General features: G+C 47.4%; 22 protein-coding genes and 1 other annotated feature. Of the genes, 6 read left to right on the top strand and 16 right to left on the bottom strand.

Features of this window, described 5'->3' with window-relative positions; genetic code table 11:
• Positions 1 to 706: 706 nt before the first annotated feature.
• From BMZ28_RS12075 to sbcB, 3 genes are all read right to left on the bottom strand, one after another.
• Entirely contained in the window at positions 707 to 1,018 is a 312-nt protein-coding gene (locus BMZ28_RS12075) for a hypothetical protein (RefSeq protein WP_074823525.1), read from the bottom strand.
• Positions 1,019 to 1,034: 16 nt separating this feature from the next.
• Positions 1,035 to 1,940, bottom strand: coding sequence for an EamA family transporter RarD (rarD, locus tag BMZ28_RS12070; RefSeq protein ID WP_047781265.1), 906 nt, complete (start codon positions 1,938 to 1,940; stop codon positions 1,035 to 1,037).
• A gap of 126 nt (positions 1,941 to 2,066) precedes the next feature.
• Positions 2,067 to 3,497 carry an exodeoxyribonuclease I gene (gene sbcB / locus BMZ28_RS12065; RefSeq protein WP_074823521.1) on the bottom strand — a complete coding sequence of 477 codons (1,431 nt, stop codon included), beginning with the start codon at positions 3,495 to 3,497 and terminating at the stop codon, positions 2,067 to 2,069.
• A gap of 207 nt (positions 3,498 to 3,704) precedes the next feature.
• Here sbcB and BMZ28_RS12060 point away from each other — a divergent pair, with 207 nt between their 5' ends.
• From BMZ28_RS12060 to BMZ28_RS12045, 4 genes are all read left to right on the top strand, one after another.
• Positions 3,705 to 4,547, top strand: coding sequence for an ion transporter (locus BMZ28_RS12060; protein ID WP_074823520.1), 843 nt, complete (start codon positions 3,705 to 3,707; stop codon positions 4,545 to 4,547).
• Between the two features lie 29 nt (positions 4,548 to 4,576).
• The gene (locus BMZ28_RS12055) at positions 4,577 to 5,077 is read left to right on the top strand and encodes a DUF3828 domain-containing protein (protein WP_164720456.1); all 501 of its coding nucleotides are present in this window, start codon (positions 4,577 to 4,579) and stop codon (positions 5,075 to 5,077) included.
• A 133-nt stretch (positions 5,078 to 5,210) separates the two neighbouring features.
• Entirely contained in the window at positions 5,211 to 5,735 is a 525-nt protein-coding gene (locus tag BMZ28_RS12050) for a GNAT family N-acetyltransferase (RefSeq protein WP_074823517.1), read from the top strand.
• A gap of 117 nt (positions 5,736 to 5,852) precedes the next feature.
• Complete coding sequence (locus BMZ28_RS12045; protein WP_074823516.1) at positions 5,853 to 6,605, top strand: SDR family NAD(P)-dependent oxidoreductase; 753 nt, start codon at positions 5,853 to 5,855, stop codon at positions 6,603 to 6,605.
• A 246-nt stretch (positions 6,606 to 6,851) separates the two neighbouring features.
• Here the strand turns inward: BMZ28_RS12045 and hisIE are convergent, their stop codons facing one another.
• From hisIE to hisG, 8 genes are read right to left on the bottom strand one after another with little or no spacing between them, the layout of a single operon-like run.
• The gene (hisIE, locus tag BMZ28_RS12040; protein WP_074823513.1) at positions 6,852 to 7,463 is read right to left on the bottom strand and encodes a bifunctional phosphoribosyl-AMP cyclohydrolase/phosphoribosyl-ATP diphosphatase HisIE; all 612 of its coding nucleotides are present in this window, start codon (positions 7,461 to 7,463) and stop codon (positions 6,852 to 6,854) included.
• On the bottom strand, positions 7,457 to 8,233 hold the full coding sequence (hisF, locus tag BMZ28_RS12035; RefSeq protein ID WP_047781259.1) for an imidazole glycerol phosphate synthase subunit HisF: 777 nt from the start codon (positions 8,231 to 8,233) through the stop codon (positions 7,457 to 7,459). Before hisF ends, hisIE begins: the two co-directional genes overlap by 7 nt.
• Positions 8,215 to 8,952, bottom strand: coding sequence for a 1-(5-phosphoribosyl)-5-[(5-phosphoribosylamino)methylideneamino]imidazole-4-carboxamide isomerase (hisA, locus tag BMZ28_RS12030; RefSeq protein WP_074823512.1), 738 nt, complete (start codon positions 8,950 to 8,952; stop codon positions 8,215 to 8,217). The genes hisF and hisA overlap by 19 nt, the downstream gene beginning before the upstream one ends.
• Before the next feature lie 5 nt (positions 8,953 to 8,957).
• Positions 8,958 to 9,545 carry an imidazole glycerol phosphate synthase subunit HisH gene (gene hisH / locus BMZ28_RS12025; protein WP_047781257.1) on the bottom strand — a complete coding sequence of 196 codons (588 nt, stop codon included), beginning with the start codon at positions 9,543 to 9,545 and terminating at the stop codon, positions 8,958 to 8,960.
• A complete protein-coding gene (gene hisB, locus BMZ28_RS12020; RefSeq protein WP_047781256.1) occupies positions 9,545 to 10,612 on the bottom strand; it encodes a bifunctional histidinol-phosphatase/imidazoleglycerol-phosphate dehydratase HisB in 1,068 nt (355 codons plus the stop codon). The genes hisH and hisB overlap by 1 nt, the downstream gene beginning before the upstream one ends.
• 14 nt (positions 10,613 to 10,626) lie before the next feature.
• Positions 10,627 to 11,682 carry a histidinol-phosphate transaminase gene (gene hisC, locus BMZ28_RS12015; RefSeq protein WP_047781255.1) on the bottom strand — a complete coding sequence of 352 codons (1,056 nt, stop codon included), beginning with the start codon at positions 11,680 to 11,682 and terminating at the stop codon, positions 10,627 to 10,629.
• The gene (gene hisD / locus BMZ28_RS12010) at positions 11,683 to 12,987 is read right to left on the bottom strand and encodes a histidinol dehydrogenase (protein WP_074823509.1); all 1,305 of its coding nucleotides are present in this window, start codon (positions 12,985 to 12,987) and stop codon (positions 11,683 to 11,685) included.
• A gap of 5 nt (positions 12,988 to 12,992) precedes the next feature.
• Positions 12,993 to 13,892, bottom strand: coding sequence for an ATP phosphoribosyltransferase (gene hisG / locus BMZ28_RS12005; protein WP_047781253.1), 900 nt, complete (start codon positions 13,890 to 13,892; stop codon positions 12,993 to 12,995).
• Between the two features lie 47 nt (positions 13,893 to 13,939).
• Positions 13,940 to 14,066 (bottom strand) — a sequence feature (His leader region).
• A 278-nt stretch (positions 14,067 to 14,344) separates the two neighbouring features.
• On the opposite strand from hisG, the gene BMZ28_RS12000 reads away from it, so the two are divergent.
• Complete coding sequence (locus BMZ28_RS12000; RefSeq protein WP_074823506.1) at positions 14,345 to 15,172, top strand: SDR family oxidoreductase; 828 nt, start codon at positions 14,345 to 14,347, stop codon at positions 15,170 to 15,172.
• Positions 15,173 to 15,515: 343 nt separating this feature from the next.
• Here BMZ28_RS12000 and artM read toward each other — a convergent pair whose 3' ends face one another.
• From artM to BMZ28_RS11975, 5 genes are all read right to left on the bottom strand, one after another.
• Positions 15,516 to 16,181, bottom strand: a complete 666-nt coding sequence (artM, locus tag BMZ28_RS11995) for an arginine ABC transporter permease ArtM (protein ID WP_047781251.1) — start codon at positions 16,179 to 16,181, stop codon at positions 15,516 to 15,518.
• Entirely contained in the window at positions 16,181 to 16,885 is a 705-nt protein-coding gene (gene artQ, locus BMZ28_RS11990; protein ID WP_074823504.1) for an arginine ABC transporter permease ArtQ, read from the bottom strand. Before artQ ends, artM begins: the two co-directional genes overlap by 1 nt.
• 11 nt (positions 16,886 to 16,896) lie before the next feature.
• Positions 16,897 to 17,628, bottom strand: a complete 732-nt coding sequence (gene artJ / locus BMZ28_RS11985; protein WP_074823502.1) for an arginine ABC transporter substrate-binding protein — start codon at positions 17,626 to 17,628, stop codon at positions 16,897 to 16,899.
• 18 nt (positions 17,629 to 17,646) lie between these two features.
• Positions 17,647 to 18,375, bottom strand: a complete 729-nt coding sequence (artP, locus tag BMZ28_RS11980; protein ID WP_047781248.1) for an arginine ABC transporter ATP-binding protein ArtP — start codon at positions 18,373 to 18,375, stop codon at positions 17,647 to 17,649.
• 220 nt (positions 18,376 to 18,595) lie between these two features.
• The gene (locus BMZ28_RS11975) at positions 18,596 to 19,186 is read right to left on the bottom strand and encodes a phosphatase PAP2 family protein (RefSeq protein ID WP_074823499.1); all 591 of its coding nucleotides are present in this window, start codon (positions 19,184 to 19,186) and stop codon (positions 18,596 to 18,598) included.
• Between the two features lie 607 nt (positions 19,187 to 19,793).
• Here BMZ28_RS11975 and BMZ28_RS11970 point away from each other — a divergent pair.
• The coding region (locus tag BMZ28_RS11970) for a helix-turn-helix domain-containing protein (protein WP_139211638.1) at positions 19,794 to 19,973 on the top strand (180 nt) is incomplete at its 3' end.

Below are 19,973 nucleotides of genomic sequence, written 5' to 3'. Positions count from 1 at the left end.
AATAAAAAAGGGTATTAATGGCTTTAGATAAAAAAAGTGATTAACAACAGAGAGATAGTAGGGTATGGTTCTAGTTCACCGCCGCATAGGCGGCTTAGAAAACGCAAACCAACCATAAAAATTAAGTACGAAAGTTCACCGCCGCATAGGCGGCTTAGAAAATGTACAGTACCTTTCAATCCACCGCGGATAAGTTCACCGCAGCATAGGCTAATACTCCCAGCTTAAGCATTTTTATGCCACCCACCCGTCATTCCGGCGAAAGCCGGAATCCAGGTTTTAGCTTAATGATAACGTTTAGCTTTAAATCCCCCTGATTTTAGCAATGCTGGATATTAGCTCTTAGACAACAAATTGATTGATGAAATCTAGATGATTCACTATACCTGCGGTTTTCACCGGAATAGCGGGGTGTTGTTCACTGAGTGAAAATGCTTAAGCAAACAACATTAACCCCATAAACCGTTTGCAAGATAATAATAACCAAAGAAATTATTTGCATCCAAAGCGTTGTATGATGCAGAATGTAAACCGCAGTACGGCGGCTTAGTAATTTAACGATTTCACTAGGTCTTTCGCTCTCAGATGAACCGCTGCATAGGCGGCTTAGAAATGAAGCACTGGAAGAGAGTAATGACTGAAATTGTTAACCGCCGCATAGGCGGATTAAAACGTGATAAACACGCTTTTATGATAATCTTCAGTCTTACTCCTGCCACAGCCCAATCACTTTTCCCTGACCGACAATAGCCGCTCCTTCAGCAATAAAAAACGCGCAGCCGGGTTGTAATAACGTTTGGTAATTTACCCCATCATAGAGGGTTTCAACCAGAGCCTGTACGGGTTTGCCTAATTCCAATGCATCACCGTCAATAAAACAGACGCCGAGATAATCAGCGGTGTCTTTAACGATAAAGTGTGGCCGATAGCATCCGCCAGTCAGATTTGGTGCCGTTTGGCGACATGATTGACCATGGGAATAGAAACATACTTCAGCGATAAATTTTTGCCTGTCCAATTTGCTTTCCGTTCGATTAAGGTCGTGCCATCAATACGGTTTTTCGGCGCTGCATCCACCAATGTCTTAACAGTCCCGACATACAAAACAACAGGCCTATCCAGATTAGGGTAAAACTAACCCCTTTAACGCGGTCAAACGCTTCATTGAACAGAAATATCGCCAGCAGAAACTGAATAGTGGGCTCGATATATTGTGACAGGCCAACAACTGTCAGGGTGGTGCGTTTAATGGCCGCAGCAAAGAATAACAGTGGTAGCAGGGTAACCGGGGCGGTCAGAGCATAATAGATGCGCAGCGTAAGATCGGCATTCGTCAAAGCGCTTTCGCCATGTGCCGGTAGCCAGAACATTAAGCCGATAGCCAACGGAACCAACCACAGGGTTTCCACCGTTAATGCAGTCAGAATATCGAAGCGAATAAATTTACGGATTAACCCATACAGGGCAAAAGCGCTGCCCATAATCAGAGCCAGAACCGGTAACTGACCATATTGCCATAGCTGATAACTGACACCGGCAAAGGCAAACAAGACCGCCAGCTTTTGTGACAGCGTCAGGCGCTCATGCAGGAAAATCATACCGAGCAGAATCGAAAATAGCGGATTAATAAAGTAGCCAAGGCTGGCGGCTAACACCTGATCGTGAGTCATGGCATAAGTGAAGGTACACCATGAGATCGCCATAATACAGGTGCCCAGCAGGCAAAATAATAGCGAACGTTTATCCTGCCAGACCTTCTGCCAACTGGTGCGCTGTTTTATACACAGACGAACTAACAATAATAGCGGTATTGACCACAAAACACGTTGTGATAACAGTTCCAGCGGTGAGGCATCGGGGAGTAAACGATAGAAGAGAGGGGTGATGCCCCACAGCACAAAAGAGAAGATCGCCAGAGCAGGACCGGAACTGAACGCCATTTCTTTTTGCCTAAAATTCAATGAAATCTGGTGATTATCATACACCCGCGAACGGGGAATAGACAGGCGGGAAAGGAGAGCTATGCCATATAACGGGAAGTTTATGGCATAGCGGCAAGAAGGCCATTAGCCGACTAATTCTTCGGCATAGCGGAACAGGGACTTTAATAGGGCAACTTTTTCCGGATTATCGCCGTGTATTTGCGCCAACTGCTCAAGCTTGGCGGCATATTTCTCCAGCCGATCTTGGGTAAGCATCGCTTGTCGGTGAGCCAGCCAACGGCGTTGTTCGCTGTCATCCAGCGTTGCCGGATAGTTGCGGGCACGATAGCGAAACAGCAGCGTTTCCAGACGATTGTCGTTAAAGGTCAAATCTAGCGCAGGGAGGTTCTCTGGCTTGGTTTGTTGGATAATGCGGATAGCGGCACGGTCAGCATCGCTAAAGAACCCATCATACAAGCGACCATCAACGTCGGTGGGTGGAGTAAACGGTGTTGCATCGGCAAATATTGCGATCACTTTCTCGCGCAGGTCTGGGCTTTGACGTAAAAGCTGTAGATTGGCCAAACAACGTTGGCGGTCAATGCCTAAACGGTCAGCGTTTTCCGGCAACAAGGTTTTGGCGGGGGCCAAGACCGGACATTTATTGGTATGCACCAGCTTTAGCGGCACCGGCGACTGGTCTTCGCCTAATTCATCGCGACGGGTATACAGACGTTCGCGTAGCGTATCGGCATCCAGTTCCAGCAGTGGTGTCATATCGCCGGCTAAATCGCAGACAATCACCGCATTACTGTTTTCTGGATGCCAGGCCAACGGCGCAATCCAACTGGTATTGCCGCGCAGGGCGCCAAACATACCGGACACGTGAACCAACGGTGTCATTTCTGCAATATCGATCAGGTTGGCAACTTTACGCTTATTTCTTAACTGGTATAGGTAATCAAACAGTTTAGGCTGTGCCTGCTTAACCAGTTTAGCCATGGCGATGGTGGCATAAACGTCTGACATGGCATCGTGAGCGTGGGTGTGTTCTACGCCGTTGGCTTTAGTCAGATGCTCCAGCTTAAAGCTGGGTAGGCCATCATCATTTAGCGGCCATTCAATACCGTCTGGGCGTAGGGCATAGCAGGCACGCATTACATCCAGTAAATCCCAGCGGGAATTGCCGTTTTGCCAGCTATAAGCGTAAGGATCAAAGAAGTTACGATAGAAGATATTGCGGCTAACTTCATCATCAAAGCGAATATTGTTGTAACCCAGAATACAGGTATTGGCTGCGCTGAAATCATCATGAATTTGTCGGGCAAACTCAGCTTCAATAACCCCCTTGCTGCGGGCTTCCTGAGGGGTAATACCGGTAATCATTACCGCTTCAGGCTCAGGCAAATAATCGTCGTTAGGTTTACAATAAATGACTAATGGTTCAGCGATAATATTGAAATCGCTATCGGTGCGCACGCCGGCAAATTGCGCCGGGCGATCATAAGCCGGACTGATACCGAAGGTTTCATAATCGTGCACATAGAAGGTCGGTTGCTCTGATGAATTTTTCATTTTTCTGGCTATTTTCTGCTATCGACTGTCTGATTTTATGCCGATAAGAATACCATCAAATAGGGGTGATAGGATTTTGATTTCATCATAAAAATTGATTAAACAATCGAAAGAAGATGATTGATAGTTAAATCGGAGTAATCTACGCATCGCAATAGATTGTCTTGGTTTCATCGGTAAACGGATCACTACAGGGCTTTAAATCGTATGTCTAAAAGCGTTGATTTTCACAATCTGACTAAACGCCGCATTTATTTATTATTTTTCAGTATGCAAACGCCAATTGGTAGAGCGATGTCCCTGTTTTGGGGCGGGGTAGCGTTGCTTAGCGTACTGATGGTGTTTATGTATATGGGCGGCTTGGGTTTTCGCTACGATAATCCAGGATTTTATTACTGGATGGACATCCTATTCCTGTTCTTGTTTACCCTTGAGTATCTGATGCGTTTATGGGTGACGCCGCGCGCGCAACATTACGCTTCCTCCATCATGGGAATTATCGATTTATTCACCACCATCAGCATGTATCTGGTGATTCTGTTGCCGAACGTGGTTATCCAATATGAATCGATCATACGTTTGTGGCGTATTCTGTGTATTTTACGCATATTCCGGTTATTGGGCTTTGTTGATGACCTGCGTTTTTTTCATCACTGTATTGCCCAAGCCAAAAGCAAGCTGCTGTTATTTTTAACCAGTATTGTGGTGTTGGTATTTATTGTCGGTGGAATCATGTTTGTTGTAGAAGGTCCTGGCAACGGTTTTACCAGCCTGTGGGCTTCTATTTATTGGGCTGTGGTGACGTTAACTACCGTGGGTTATGGGGATATTACTCCCGATACGCCGGTGGGCAGGATGATTGCATCCGGGCTGATTATTCTGGGGTATCTGTCTTTAGCTATCCCCACCAGTATTCTGTCGGCGTACGTTATCGCTGAACGAAAACGTCGCGGTTCTCATCCGTGCCCAACCTGTCATCATATCGGTCATGATAGTGATGCGAAATACTGTAAGTATTGCGGTGGGGCTTTAAGGAATAATGCTGCTTGATGTTTATTCACGGAAGAGGGAAAGGTGCTATGCCATATTTAAAATGGGTCGGGTGTTTTTGTTTACTGATGATTTCTGGCCACGCTTTCGCCGCTCAATCATCAGGACCGGAGGCTTTTTTAGCGGAAATATATAACAGCTACCGGGAAGGTACTGAGCCCGTCAGGTACAGTGAAACAGGCAATAAACAGATTATATCCGAGCGGTTTATGCTGGCGGTTAATGAAGATCAGGAACTGGCTGAGGGTGAGGTTGGCTTTTTCGATTATGACCCTATATGCCAGTGTCAGGATTGGGAAACCATGAATATTGATGATATCAAGGTTATTAGCTTAAACGATGGTGAAGCCATCGGTATTGTTCACTATTCGCTGTGGAAAAGCGGGACGCCTAAACAAAGCCAAAGTTTCAAGCTTATCCTGCAAAATAAACGCTGGTATATCGCCGATATTATCACTGAAGATGGCAGCTTGCTTAATGCACTGGAAGAGAGCAACAGGAAAGGTAAGCAGCAATTAACTCAGCCATAACAGTGAGATAAAAGCGGGTGCTTTTCTGAATTAGCGGGATAGTGCGGTTGGCAATTTTAGTTGGATTCGGTATGTTTGCTTCTTTGTACTCTCCAACAAAATCGACCATATTGATAAGAGCCGCTAACGTATTATGAATATCATCCGCTTACACAGCACCAACGATCCTCTTTTTCCCGTTTTTGAACGGCTTTACCGTTCTTCCTTTCCCGAGTTTGAACAGCGAACCGTTGAGCATCAGGCGAAGGGGTTAACCGCGGATAATTATTTTCTACAGTGCTATATGGAAAATGAGCTGTTTGTCGGTTTTGTGGCTTATTGGGCGTTTGATGACTATCTGTATATTGAACACTATGCCATCAGCGATAAAGTGCGCGGTCAGGGATATGGAACTCGTTTACTGGGGGAGTTCATTGCCGGAACGGATAAAACGGTGATTCTGGAAATTGACCCGGTCGTGGATGAGATTTCACAAAAGCGTTTACGGTTCTACCGTGCTCTGGGTTTTGTTGAAAACGATTATGTTCACGTTCATCCTCCTTATCAGCATAAGTTTCATGGCCATACTTTAAAGGTTTTGAGCAGCGGTAGCGCTATTTCAGAAGCGGAATACCAAAACTTTAACCATGATTTACACCATGTGGTGATGGTGAAATAGTTTTTCCACCAACATTCTCTTTTGGGTCTGAGGCTACTGACAGAAATTGGCAGTCGCTCAGCGCAGTATGTGGTTAGCCAAGAAATTAATCACATACGGACAATCAAAGGAGAATATATGACATCGTTTATTGGCAAAATCGCCATTGTTACCGGCGCATCAACCGGGGTTGGCGAAGGTATTGCACAAGAACTATTTTCTCGTGGCGCGACGGTTATTATCACTGCTCGCCATCAACAGGAAATACAGCAAACTGCCCGGCGTATCGATCCCTCTCTTCAACGAGTGATTCCATTGGTCACCGATATCAGACAACCAGACTCGGTCAAACAGATGGTTGAGCAAACCCTGTCACGCTGCGGTGCTTTACACTATCTGGTTAATAATGCTGGCATTACTGGACCTCATAATGTGTCACTTTGTCAGTATGAGTTTGATGACTGGTGTGATGTGATTGAAACCGATCTGGGGGGCACGTTTTTAGCCATGAAGTATGGTTTACCGGCCATTGTGAATAGCGGTGGCGGAGCGGTGGTCAATTTATCCTCTTCTAACGGTATTGTTGGCATTGCTGGCATTGCGCCTTATACCGCAGCGAAACACGGCGTACTTGGTCTAACTCGAGCAGCGGCGCTGGAGTTTGCTGACAAAGGGGTGAGAATCAATGCGATTGGACCCGGCTATGTCGACACGCCGCGTATGCAGCAACTCTCGGAAGATGTTCGGCAGTGGATGGCGAACAGCCAGCCGATGAAACGCATGGCAACCCGCGAGGAAGTGGCAAAAACCGTCGCATTCTTACTGTCGGATGACAGCTCTTTCACCACCGGGGCTTTCTATGCGGTGGACGGTGGCTATACGGCACAGTAGTTAACTGACCCGTCGTAAACGAGGGGGAAGATAGTCCCTCCCAATGTTAATCGGGAGAGACGGGCGTGGGGGCCGTAGCAGCTTTAGCTGCCGGAGTGCCCGTAGCGTGGCTAGGCCCGACACGCATTCAAGCTAAATACTGGTGCTCTTCCGGCCGAGCAAGGGGGCGATATGAAGATATTGCTTTTATGGCCGGAATATCCACTACAGTTGATTTAAAAAAGAGTGCTAGCAGCAGCCTATAAGTTACTTATGCCGCTCTCTCAGACGATTAATCACCGTGCTTAAGTCTAAATCCTGATCCTGTAGCAGAACCAGCAGGTGATAAATCAAATCCGAGGCTTCATTGGTTAACTCTTCCCGATCATTTACCGTAGCCGCCAGCGCTGTTTCTACGCCTTCTTCACCGACCTTTTGTGCGATGCGTTTAGTGCCGCTGGCATAGAGTTTGGCGGTATAGGAGGTTTGCGGATCGGCGTGTTTACGCGATGCCAGCAACTGCTCCAGTTGATATAAGAAAGTCCAGTCGGTTTCTGCCGGTGCGAAACAGCTATTGGTACCGTTATGGCAGGTTGGCCCCTGTGGATTAGCCATAATCAGCAGGCTATCGTTATCGCAGTCCGGCGTGATGCTAACCACGTTAAGAAAATTGCCGGAGCTTTCCCCTTTGGTCCACAAACGCTGTTTAGTACGGGAAAAGAAGGTCACTTTGCCGCTTTGCTCGGTGGCATGTAAGGCTTCCGGATTCATATAGCCCAACATTAAAACTTCACCAGAGATCGCATGTTGAACAATGGCCGGTATCATGCCGTCGACTTTTTCCCAGTCCAATTGGTTTTGCTGCTGTTGCGTTAACATGTTCTGATCTCCAACTGATTATCGGCCAGATAGCGTTTTAGCTCGCCGATATTAATAATTTGTTTGTGAAATACTGATGCGGCCAGCGCACCGTCAACGTTAGCAATTTTGAACGCATCGAGGAAATGTTCCATGGTACCGGCTCCGCCGGAAGCAATTAGCGGTACCTTACAGACTTTACGCACCTGCTTAAGCTGTTTAAGGTCATAGCCGTTGCGTACACCATCCTGATTCATCATATTCAGGACAATCTCTCCGGCACCGCGCTGCTGGACTTCCTGCACCCAATCTAAGGTATTCCATGCGGTAGCTTTAGTGCGGGCTTCGTCACCGGTAAATTGATACACCTGATAAGTGCCTTCTTGCTCGTTGTACCAGGTATCGATACCGATCACGATACACTGTACGCCAAACCGATCCGCCAACTGGGTGATCAACGCCGGATTAGCCAGCGCCGGGGAGTTAATAGAAATTTTGTCAGCGCCAAAAGAGAGGATCTGAGAAGCATCTTCAATGCTTTTAATTCCGCCTGCGACACAGAAGGGAATATCAATCACTTCGGCCACTTTGGCAACCCAGCTTTTATCCACCACTCGACCATCGGATGAGGCGGTAATATCATAGAAAACCAGTTCATCTGCGCCTTCTTGCGCATAGCGTTGCGCCAGAGGAACGATATCACCAATGATTTCATGATTGCGGAACTGAACGCCTTTAACCACTTGTCCATCACGTACATCCAGACAAGGAATTATCCGTTTTGCCAGCATGAGATAGCCTCCTCTACGTTAAATTTTCCGTCCAGCAGGGCGCGTCCAACAATAACGCCTTTGACACCGCTGCTGCGCAGGGCGGCAATATCATCCAGACTGCCAATACCGCCTGAAGCCTGAAAAGCAATTTCCGGATAAAGACGGGTAATCTCACAATACAGATCAACGTTAGAACCTGCCAAGGTGCCATCACGTGAAATATCAGTACACAGCACGTGTTTCAAACCATAAGGGCGGTAGCGTTCCACTACCTGTTCCAGCGTTTGGCTGGAGTTCTCTTGCCAGCCGCTGATCGCCACATTTTTATTGCCGTTTTCGTCAATACGCACATCCAGCGCTAATACCAGCGCATCAGCACCAAAGCGGGAAAACCATTTTTCCACCATTTCTGGCTGACGTACCGCGGTAGAACCGATGACGACTCGGCTAGCGCCGGCATCAATCAAATCTCTAACGTCTTGTTCGCTGCGGATTCCGCCACCGATCTGTACCGGTATCGAAACGCCGGCCAATAGCTTTCTCAACAGAGGAAGCTGACGCGCCTGCGGATCTTTAGCGCCGGTTAAATCGACCAAGTGCAGTATCTGTGCACCTTGTTGTTGATATTGTTGAAGACGCGGTAGCGGCTCATTGCCGTAATCGCGCTGTTGTCCATAATCTCCCTGATGCAGGCGCACAACGCTACCGTCAATCAGGTCTAATGCGGGAATAATCATTTCAGTTACATCTCCAGAAAGTTTTTCAGCAATTGTGCACCGGCTTGCCCAGAACGTTCGGGATGAAACTGTACGCCGAAGAAATTGTCTTGTTGTACTGCGGCGCTGAAGGGCTCGCCGTAGGTGGAGTGAGCGATAGTGGCTGAACATACGGGCATAGCATATCCATGAACGAAATAGAAATAGGCACCATCCTCGATGCCACGGAATAAATGATGACCCGCCAGCGGATTAACTCTGTTCCAGCCCATATGTGGTAAGGGCAGACCATGATCTTTCATCTGCTTAATGGGGGCGTCAATAATGCCCAGTGTGTTGATATGGCCTTCTTCACTGCTTTTTGCCATCAGTTGCATGCCCAAACAAATACCCAGAACTGGCTGGGTACAGGCTTTAATCAGGTCGATTAACTCCCTCTGTTGTAACATTTTCATCGCGGCGGGGGCCGAGCCCACCCCCGGTAGAAACAGCTTATCGGAGCGCAAAACGACATCGGCATCGCGGCTGATAACCGGATCGTAGCCCAGTCGCTTAATGGCGTAACTGACCGAAGCCAGATTGGCGCAGCCCGTGTCTAAAATTACCACTTCCATCACAGCACCCCTTTTGAACTCGGTAAGGTATTTCCTTCGACGCGGATCGCCTGACGCAGCGTACGTCCAAACACTTTAAACAGGCTTTCCACTCTGTGGTGGTCGTTTTTGCCTTTGGTTTTTAAGTGCAGAGTTACTGCCATGGAATAAGCCAGTGATTGGAAGAAGTGCTCGACCATTTCAGTGCTCATATCACCAACGCGCTGGTGATTGAATTCGGCTTTATACTCCAGAAACGGGCGACCGGAAATATCCAGTGCACAGCGGGCTAAGCACTCATCCATTGGTAACACGAAGCCAAAACGACCAATGCCGCGCTTATCCCCCAGCGCTTTTCTCAATGCTTCACCTAACGCCAGTCCGGTATCTTCAATGGTATGGTGATCGTCAATAAACAGATCGCCTTTAACGTTGATGTTCATACGGAAACCGCCGTGCGTGGCGATTTGATCCAGCATATGGTCAAAGAAGCCGATACCGGTGTGAATTTTGCTGCCGCCTTCGCGATCCAGCCAGACTTCGACATCAATCGTGGTTTCTTTGGTGGTGCGAGTCACATGGGCATGACGATCGGACTGGGTTAATTGTTCAACGATTTGATTCCAGCCCAAGGTATCACGCTGATAGCGAATGCCCTGAATAGCCATGTTGTTGGCCAGTTGAAGATCGGTTTCGCGATCGCCAATTACCCAAGAATTCTCATAATCCATGACCGCTTTATGCAGATAGGCGCTGACCATTTTGGTTTTAGGCTTACGGCAGTCGCAGTTATCTTCAGGCATATGCGGACAAATCAGCACTTCTTTAAAGTTAATTCCCTGTGACTCAAGAATTTGCATCATCAGGTTGTGTGGTGGATCGAAATCCTGCTGTGGGAAACTGGCGGTTCCCAGCCCATCCTGATTGGTGATCATCACCAGTTCAAAGCCAGCATCCTGTAATTTTAACAGGGCAGGGATAACTTGTGGCTCTAAGGCCAGCTTATCCAGTCGATCTACCTGAAAGTCTTCTGGTGGTTCGGCAATAATGGTACCGTCGCGGTCAATAAAAAGGTATTTTTGGCTCATGGCGGCTAAGGTCCTTAAAGAGTTTTCAGGGCGTCGGTGACTGCGTCACACTCGCGTTGAGTACCGATAGAGATGCGCAGACATCCCGTCAGTCCCGGTTGTTTATTCTGATCTCTGAGTATAATGCCCTTATCCCAAAGCGCTTTAAAGGCTTGCTCGGAATTGGTCAGGTTAAACAGCAGATAGTTGGTTTCGCTTGGATAGACTCGGGTGACGGTGTTGCACTGAGCCAATGCGATGCTCAACTGGTCGCGACGGGCATTGAGCTCGGCTACGCGCTTACGCATGGTTGAAATTCCCTGCTCGCTTAATGCTTGTGCGGCGATATCGGCAACCGGCGTCGATAGCGGATAGGGGGCAATCACTTTCAGCAGTAAGTTAATAATCTCTTCACTGGCTAAGGTAAAGCCACAGCGTAATCCGGCCAGCGCAAAGGCTTTGGATAAGGTGCGCAAGACCACCAGATTAGGGTATTGGTTTAACCAAGACACCACACTGGCTTCAGGGCAAAACTCAATATAGGCCTCATCAACCACCACTAAAGCACGTCCGGCGGTCATCGTTAATAGTTCGCGGATATCATCTGGATTGATCAGATTGCCCGTTGGGTTGTTTGGACTGCAAACGTAAACCAGCTTTACGCGATCCAGTGAAGCTTTAATCGCCGGCAGATCCAACTGCCAGTCGCTTTTACTGGCGACGGTACGCCGTTCTACACCCAGTGTTTCAGCGCTGACGCTATACATCCCGTAAGTGGGAGGGCAATAGAGCACAGCATCTTTACCCGGTTCACAGAAAGCACGCATCAGCAGCTCAATGCCTTCATCGGCTCCGCGGCTGACGATCACTTGCTCAGGTTTAACACCGGCATAGGTGGCATAGCGTTGAATAACCTGAGTCGGCTGACATTCAGGATAACGGTTAAGATTCTGCTGAGTAAGCTGATATTGAGTGGCTTCCGGATACTCATTGGCGTTTAGCCAGACATCTCCATTACCGCCGATACGACGCGCTGACTGATAAGGCGTTAATTGTCTTACGTTGTCGCGGGCTAATTGTTCAATGCTCATTTACGCCTCCGGATTCAGTTGTTTCAGCTTGGCTACGCGCAGCGTAACGGCTTGTTTGTGGGCGGTCAGTTGTTCGGCTTGCGCCAGCGTCTCAATGGTGGGTGCCAGCGCCAGAAAACCGGTAGCGGACAGCTGTTGTACCGTCATCCGTTTTTGAAAATCTGCCATACCAAGGCTGGAATAGGTTGCGGTATAACCGTAGGTCGGCAACACGTGGTTAGTTCCGGAAGCGTAATCACCGGCCGATTCCGGTGACCAGTCTCCCAGAAAAACCGAACCAGCGCTGGTGATGCGTTCCATCAGCTCTTCCGGCTGGCGAGTCTGGATAATTAAGTGTTCTGGACCATATTGATTACTGATCTCAATACACTGCGCGATATCTCGGGTAACGATCAATCGACTTTCAGCCAGTGCCTGAAGAGCAATCTCTTTACGGGACAGTGTCGCCAATTGTTTTTCCAGCTCTTCGGATACTGCCTGAGCAATACCTTGATCCGGGGTTAAGAGAATAACCTGAGAGTCTGGGCCGTGTTCTGCCTGAGAAAGCAGGTCAGCAGCGATAAAAGCCGGGGTTGAGTCGCTATCTGCTATTACCAATACTTCTGATGGGCCAGCAGGCATATCAATCGCTGCACCGCCAATGGCCTGACTGACCTGACGCTTAGCTTCAGTAACGTAAGCATTGCCCGGTCCAAAAATCTTATCCACTTTAGGAATACTTTCACTGCCGAATGCCATTGCAGCAATGGCTTGCGCACCGCCTAATTGGAACACGTTATTGATGCCACAGAGTTTGGCGGCATACAGAATTTCATCGGCAATCGGCGGCGGTGAACACAGTATGACTTCACTACATCCGGCCAAGCGAGATGGAATACCTAACATCAGCACAGTGGACAACAGCGGAGCGGTACCGCCGGGAATATACAGACCAACGGATCTAATCGGACGAGTCACCTGTTGGCAGCGTACGCCGGGCTGGGTTTCAATATCAACAGCAGGAATAACCTGAGCCTGATGAAATGTTTCTATATTGCGAGCGGCAATGGCCATGGCCTGCTTAATATCATCATTCAGGCGACCACAGGCAGCGTCAATTTCTTCAGTGCTAACGCGAAGCTGTGTGGTTTGTACCTTATCAAATTTGGCGTTGAGTAATTGCAGAGCGTTATCGCCACCGGCTTTGACCTGTTCGATAATGTCACTGACCGCGGAGCTGATGCGATCGGAAGCATTAATGGCCGGGCGAGAGAGCAGCGCTGTTTGCTGCTCTTTGGTGCTTTTTTCCCAATAAGTCAGTTGCATGGCGATTACTCCATCATTTTTTCGATTGGTAACACCAGAATGGAACTGGCACCCAGCGATTTCAGCCTTTCCATGGTTTCCCAGAACAGGGTTTCGCTGCTGACCATGTGCATAGCGACGCGGTTTTTATCTCCTGCCAGTGGCAGAATGGTTGGGCGTTCAGCACCGGGCAGGAGGGCAATAATCTCTTCCAGACGCTCGCTGGGCGCGTGTAGCATAATGTATTTGGATTCACGCGCCTGAATGACGCCCTGCATGCGGGTCAGCAGTTTGTTAATCAGTTCCTGCTTATCGTCAGACATTTCGCCATCGCGCTGGATCAGAGAGGCTTTAGAGCGATAAATCACTTCAACTTCACGTAATCCGTTAGCCTCAAGGGTGGCGCCGGTAGAAACCAGATCGCAGATGGCATCGGATAAACCGGCGCGTGGGGCAACTTCAACCGAGCCGTTTAACAGACAGGATTTGAAGCGAACTTTTTGTTCATCCAGATAGCGTTTTAACAAGTGAGGATAAGAGGTGGCGATACGGCTATTTTGCAGGCTTTGTGGCCCGGTATATTCTGCGTCCAGTGGCATAGCGATGGAGAGACGACATCCACCAAAATCTAAACGGCGCAGGGTAATGTAACGCGGATCTTCACCTTGTGCCCGGCGGTTTAACAGCTCTTCTTCCAGCACGTTTTCGCCAATAATACCGAGGTCTACTACGCCGTCCATCACCAGACCGGGAATATCGTCATCGCGCACTCGTAAAATGTCGATAGGCATATTTTCAGCAAAGGCGATCAGGCGCTGCTGCTGAAGATTAATTTTGATACCGCAGCTGGCAAACAGTTTTTGTGACTCTTCACTTAAGCGGCCTGACTTCTGCATAGCGATGCGTAAACGGCTTCTATCTAACATGGTAATCCTCTTATTCTTTTAAAATTATTCTTATTAAGTCGGGGGCATTAAAAAAGCCCTCGGAAGGATTCTTCCGAGGGCTCTCTTTAAACTTTCTGTTTGCCACTGGAAGAATCGTAGATCGTCTTCCAGCACCAAAGGCCTGAAGACTAATCAGGGTGATGGTGATGATGGTGGTTAAACAGAACGTTATTCATGATGTATTGTGCCTTGAATCAGATAGTTTAATTTTTTGCTGCTGAGAGATAACCTACTCATTGTTCGAGGGAATGGCAACCCCTTTTTTAAATTATTATTGAATAATGATAGGCAGGATAAAAAACAGAGAAGATGATATTTCTCGAAGCCGTTTTATTCTGGAATTAAACGGGTGACAGGGCAGAATTTGGCTTATATTGTATATCGATAAGCGGGTAAACGAAGTTATATATTTTTAAATGGATTGAACGCATATGAAAAAGGTTTCGATCATCGGTTTAGGTTGGTTAGGTATGCCTCTGGCACTGTCTCTGATCAATCGGGGATATCAGGTAACGGGAAGTAAGACTACACCAGACGGTCTGGAAGCCGCCAGAATGTCAGGAATTGATGCTTATCAGTTGGTGATGAAGCCGATGCCGGAATGCGAAGCCGATGACTGGCAACAGTTGCTTGACTGTGATGTCTTGGTGATTACCTTACCCGCCAGCCGTCAACCTGAGCAGGCAGAAATCTATCGCCAATCGGTACAACTGTTGGTGGATAGTGTGCTTACCCAACACATTCCAAGGCTGATATTTATCAGCTCCACCTCCGTTTACGGTGAGGGAGAAGGGGAAGTGACTGAAGACGCCCCTCGTATGCCTGCGCGGGCTTCTGGCAAAGTGCTGGTGGATTTAGAGGATTGGCTGCATAACTTACCGAACCTACAGGTGGATATTTTGCGCCCGGCGGGATTGGTCGGGCCGGAACGCCATCCGGGACGTTTTCTTGCGGGAAAACAGGATTTACCGGGGGGGAATTGTGCGGTGAATTTAGTCCACCAAGAGGATGTGATCACCGCCATTGAATTGCTCTTGGCTCAGCCACAGGGTGGTCATATCTATAATTTATGTGCTCAGGTTCATCCACGTAAGCGGGATTACTATCCGGCCATGGCTAAAAAACTGGGCGTTGATGCACCGCAGTTTCTCGCAACCGATAATGATTCATTAGGCCGGGTGATTAATGGACAGCGGATTTGTCAGGAGCTAGGGTTTGAGTATCAGTTCAGGGATCCGATGTTAATGCCGTTTATATGATCTTAGTTTGAAGATTAGACAATATTTAATAATGTTAGTCAGTTAAGTTTAATAACAGCGAAAATTTCGTCCACTATCAGTACAGAGAATAAAATAGCATTAGCGAAAGTGGCCGAGCAAAGGGCGTTAGGGCGAACGCCCTCTGCACTCCCGCGCCTTCGCCCCCGAATTCAGGCCGCCTACCGGCGACTTCCCTCCGCTTTCGTTCGGGTTAACGCACCGGCGCTGATTCGTTCCCGACGAAGCAGCGCCTCGTCCAGCATCCTTGCTGGACGTGCTCCCTCACTCAGTTGTCGGCTGAATTCCAGCGCTCAATAAGCAGGGCAAAGATAAAACTTCTTTATCAACGTTGCTCAAACGCCAGCGCTTTTCTCTCAATCATACGCATCATCAGCGTTAGCAAGCCATTAACGCACAGATAGATGATCCCCGCAGCGCCATACACCATCACATCATAGGTACGACCGTACATCAGTTGGCTGTAGCCCATAACTTCCATTAGGGTAATGGTATAGGCCAATGAGGTACTCTTAAACACCAGAACCACTTCATTGGAATAGGATGACAGCGCGCGTTTAAAGGCATAAGGCAACAGGATCCGCAGGGTTTGGCCTTTGGACATACCCAATGCGGCGCAGGATTGCCATTGTCCGGAAGGAATAGCGCGTACCGCCCCGTGAAATAGCAAGGTGGAGTAAGCCGCACTGTTTAATGCCAGCGCTATCATGGCGCAGAGCCAAGGCTGCGACAGTAAATCCCACAATATGGGGAATTGCTTAATGCTATCGAATTGACCGGGCCCGTAGTAAATCAGGAAGATTTGTACCAGTAATGGGGTGCCGGTAAACAAGGTGATATAGCCTTTAACTATCCAGTTTATCACTGGGGTTTTCAGGGTCAGAATCACGGTGAATAGCAGTGCCAGCACCAGAGCAACAATGAGCGATACGGCGGTGAGGCTCAGGCTGGTATGCAGCCCTTTCAGAACGTCAGGCAAATACTGAAACATTATGATGCCTCCCGTTCAAAGCGCGTCGTATGTCGTTCAATGCGGGAGAGGATATATTGGCTTATTAGCGTAATTGCCAGATAAACCAGCGCCGCAATCATAAACCAGGTAAAGGGTTCCTGCGTACGGATGGCAATGCTTTTAGTTTGTAGCATCAGATCGTTTACGCTGATTAAAGAGACCAGTGCGGTATCTTTTAGTAACACTAACCACTGATTTCCCAAGCCCGGAAGAGCATGACGCCACATTTGAGGCATGATCAGGCGAAAGAAAATGGCGGATTTGCTAATACCAAGCGCCTGACCCGCTTCCCATTGACCACGCGGTACTGCTTTTAAGGCACCGCGTAGGGTTTGAGAACCATAAGCGGCATAAAGCAGAGAAAGGGCTATCACACCGCACAGGAATGGGCTGACGTCAAAGTTATCAATTTGCAACTGAATGGTCAGGCCGAAAAGGGTGAAGCCATCCGCCAGCGTCATCAATAATTGTGAAGCGCCGAAATAGATAAATAACACCACCAGAATTTCCGGCAAGCCACGAAATATCATGACGATAAGCGTGGCGATATAGCTGAAAAGCTTTAGGCGAGATGACTCCCAGACAGCAAACAGCATAGCCAGTATCAGGCCAAGTATCAGAGAGCAAACGGCAAGGCCGACGGTCATACCGGCGGCGCTTGCTAAAGGTAGAATTTCATTCATTGCTGATAGGATTATTTCTGGAACCATTTATCGTAGATAGCTTTGTAAGTGCCATCTTGTTTGATTTTTTCCAGCGCGGCGTTCATTTTATCGCGCAGGTCAGTATTCTTCTGGTTCAAAGCAATGGCAAAACCGGTACCGAAGTAGGCATTGTCAGTGACTTTCTCGCCAACGCTGGCTAAATCGTCATTCTTCTTCAACCATTCAGCGACGACAGCGGTATCGCCAAATACTGCGTTGATGCGGCCGCTTTTTAGATCAAGAATCGCATTTTGATAGCTGTCATAAGCTACTGGTTTAATGTCAGTATGCTTTTCCAGCAGATATTTCTGATGGGTGCTACCGTTCTGCATTCCCACTTTTTGGCCTTTCAGCGCAGCAAGATCGGCAACCTTACCTTTCATAGCGATAAACTGAGCGGAGTTATCATAATAGGTATTGGTAAAGGTAACCTGTTGCTGACGCTCAGGGGTGACATCCATCGCGGCAATGGCAGCCTCAAAACGACGGAATTTCAGTCCTGGGACTAAACTGTCAAAGCTCTGATTTGAAAAAGTACATTCAGCTTTGATCTCTTTACAGAGGGCGTTAGCCAGATCGATATCAAATCCTTGAATTTGGTTATTCGCATCAATAAATTCAAACGGAGGATAGGATGCTTCAGTAGCAAAACGGATTTTTTCTGCCGCCGCTGCAGAAAGACTGATGCTAGCAAGCAAAGTAGCGACCAATAGTTTTTTCATGTCTAACTCCGGACAAATTTAATGAGAAAGGTAACCAGCAAACGCTTGGGTTTGGGGTTGAGTAAACGACTGAGCATCGCCGTATTCTACTACGCGCCCTTGTTCCATATAAACCACACGACTGGCGGTCTTTTTGGCAAATTCGACTTCATGCGTCACGATAACCTGAGTAATACCGGTATCGGAGAGTTCATGAATAATATTTACCACTTGAGCAGTAATTTCTGGATCCAATGCTGCGGTAGGTTCATCAAACAGCAGAATTTTCGGCTCCATCATCAACGCTCTGGCAATCGCCACACGCTGCTGCTGGCCACCGGAAAGATGCAGAGGAAAACGCGAGTGAAACTCTTTGAGGCGCAAACGGGTTAACAGTTTTTCGGCTCTGGCGATCGCTTCTTCTTTGGATAGACCTAAGACTCGGCAAGGCGCTTCAATAAGATTCTGCATCACCGTTAAATGAGGCCACAGATTATATTGCTGAAAGACCATACCAACATTGCGGCGCAGTTCACGGATCGCATCTTCTGCTGGTGGATGACTAAAATCAAAGGTATTGCCTGCAATGGCAAGCTGACCCGAACGGGGCATTTCCAACAGGTTCAATACTCTGATTAGGGAACTTTTACCCGCGCCGCTAGGGCCGAGTAATACTAGGGTTTCTCCATCCGGGCAGTCTAATGTGATATCAAACAGTGCCTGATGGTTACCGTAGAAGCAATTTATAGCGTTTAAATGAATACTCATGCGTCATTATTGAATAGTAATGAATGCGGTAATGGTAACGTCGACCGGATAGGGATGCAATCAAAGCCTTATAAATTTTACAATAACTTCGTCGTTAGACGATAAAGATCAAACGCATTGTTTAGCTTAATCGGGTGAGTTTAGTGAATATGACTTAGGGAGAGGGAAAGCTAGCAAAGCGATAGCCGACCACTTAAGTGGTCGGTTATAAGCTGAAATATCAAAGAATTGCGCAGTAAACTTCGTAAGCCGCCCAGCCTAATGCCGCGCCGGCAGGTAAATCGATAATGTAGTGCTGCTTGGTAAACATACAGGAAAGCGCAATCAGTACCGGGAATGCGAATACCCAAGGTCCCAGAGTGCTATAAGCCAGCAGTGCGGTCAGTGTGGCAACGGAAACGTGCATGCTCGGGAAACAGTTGGATGAGTCATCAAACTTCTGGACATATTGCAGGAATTTTTCAGACCAGGTTTTACCGGTATTCATGGTACGCCAATGGGTTGGGGTCGATACCGGAAACAGCATAAAAAACATCATTTGCATGACTAACAGCACGATGTAGCTAAAAACAATCATGATGAAGTGACGGGAATCTTCAACAATCCAATTGATATAAAGGATTGCTGGATAATAGAGAAAGCTATATATCCATGACCAGGAAGGCCAGAAGGGGATTTTTTCATCAACAGGTGATTTGAACTCGCGAACTTTGGTAAGCGTATTGCGTTGGGTAAAGAAGTAAAACTGATAAACTCCGACAATCAGAATACCGCTTAAAATAAGATTGATAACGTAATCTATAGGACTCACAGGTTATTCCCTTAACTGATTAAATATTTAACATCGTTGTATTGATTAATAATTCGGGAAGATAATATATAAATAACCAAGATTTGTGTATCGATCTGCCGGGATAAAATGCAAAAAGAAGAGGTTATTTGTATCAAACTGTGAAAAATATTTATATTAACAAATGGTTAATAACTTGTTTTCATTGTCAGCAGACTGTTTTATTTCCTACGGTGAGATTTTAAATTCTCAATATATAAATACCCTTTTGCGCGGAGAAAAATAATAGATTCGCCATTCTACTTGTGTGGGGGATCAATTTATTGATTGTTTTCACCAAATCGGTGTTTAGGTTTATGGCGGTAGAATGATGAAGATGTTGGTGTTAAAAACGTTTAGTTAAGGTTAATAGCGGCGAAAGTTTCGTCCACTATCAGTACGGAGAATAAATTAACGTTGGTGCACGTGGCCGAGCAAAGGGCGTTAGGGCGAACGCTGTATGGACTGGGGACATAGGTAACAGGTGTTCAGGGACATAGGTAACACTTTTTAGAACGTAATCGCTGGTGCTTTTACGTTTTGTTGTTCCATTATCGGCATATCACTATTCCATACTAAGGAGAGTTATATGCCGTGGAATGAGGTTACCATCATGTCTTTAAAAGAAGAGTTTGTTACTCTGGCCACTTTACCCGGGGCGAATATCTCTGAGTTGGCACGGCGATTCTCTATTAGTCGGAAGACGGCTTATAAATGGCTCTCTCGTTACCAGCAACAAGGTCTCCCGGGATTAGCTGAACGTTCACGT

Source organism: Pragia fontium DSM 5563 = ATCC 49100 (assembly GCF_900112475.1).
In the GTDB taxonomy this organism is placed as follows: domain Bacteria; phylum Pseudomonadota; class Gammaproteobacteria; order Enterobacterales; family Enterobacteriaceae; genus Pragia; species Pragia fontium.
This window is presented reverse-complemented; position numbering and strand designations above follow the sequence as displayed.

Coding starts and splice junctions, on each gene's coding strand:
- artQ (WP_074823504.1), bottom strand. CDS start 16,885: ATGAATGAAATTCTACCTTTAGCAAGCGCCGCCGGTATGACCGTCGGC.
- hisG (WP_047781253.1), bottom strand. CDS start 13,892: ATGTTAGATAGAAGCCGTTTACGCATCGCTATGCAGAAGTCAGGCCGC.
- rarD (WP_047781265.1), bottom strand. CDS start 1,940: ATGGCGTTCAGTTCCGGTCCTGCTCTGGCGATCTTCTCTTTTGTGCTG.
- artM (WP_047781251.1), bottom strand. CDS start 16,181: ATGTTTCAGTATTTGCCTGACGTTCTGAAAGGGCTGCATACCAGCCTG.
- hisD (WP_074823509.1), bottom strand. CDS start 12,987: ATGCAACTGACTTATTGGGAAAAAAGCACCAAAGAGCAGCAAACAGCG.
- hisB (WP_047781256.1), bottom strand. CDS start 10,612: ATGAGCCAAAAATACCTTTTTATTGACCGCGACGGTACCATTATTGCC.
- BMZ28_RS12050 (WP_074823517.1), top strand. CDS start 5,211: ATGAATATCATCCGCTTACACAGCACCAACGATCCTCTTTTTCCCGTT.
- artJ (WP_074823502.1), bottom strand. CDS start 17,628: ATGAAAAAACTATTGGTCGCTACTTTGCTTGCTAGCATCAGTCTTTCT.
- sbcB (WP_074823521.1), bottom strand. CDS start 3,497: ATGAAAAATTCATCAGAGCAACCGACCTTCTATGTGCACGATTATGAA.
- artP (WP_047781248.1), bottom strand. CDS start 18,375: ATGAGTATTCATTTAAACGCTATAAATTGCTTCTACGGTAACCATCAG.
- hisA (WP_074823512.1), bottom strand. CDS start 8,952: ATGATTATTCCCGCATTAGACCTGATTGACGGTAGCGTTGTGCGCCTG.
- BMZ28_RS12000 (WP_074823506.1), top strand. CDS start 14,345: ATGAAAAAGGTTTCGATCATCGGTTTAGGTTGGTTAGGTATGCCTCTG.
- BMZ28_RS12055 (WP_164720456.1), top strand. CDS start 4,577: ATGCCATATTTAAAATGGGTCGGGTGTTTTTGTTTACTGATGATTTCT.
- hisH (WP_047781257.1), bottom strand. CDS start 9,545: ATGGAAGTGGTAATTTTAGACACGGGCTGCGCCAATCTGGCTTCGGTC.
- hisIE (WP_074823513.1), bottom strand. CDS start 7,463: ATGTTAACGCAACAGCAGCAAAACCAATTGGACTGGGAAAAAGTCGAC.
- BMZ28_RS12045 (WP_074823516.1), top strand. CDS start 5,853: ATGACATCGTTTATTGGCAAAATCGCCATTGTTACCGGCGCATCAACC.
- hisC (WP_047781255.1), bottom strand. CDS start 11,682: ATGAGCATTGAACAATTAGCCCGCGACAACGTAAGACAATTAACGCCT.
- hisF (WP_047781259.1), bottom strand. CDS start 8,233: ATGCTGGCAAAACGGATAATTCCTTGTCTGGATGTACGTGATGGACAA.
- BMZ28_RS12060 (WP_074823520.1), top strand. CDS start 3,705: ATGTCTAAAAGCGTTGATTTTCACAATCTGACTAAACGCCGCATTTAT.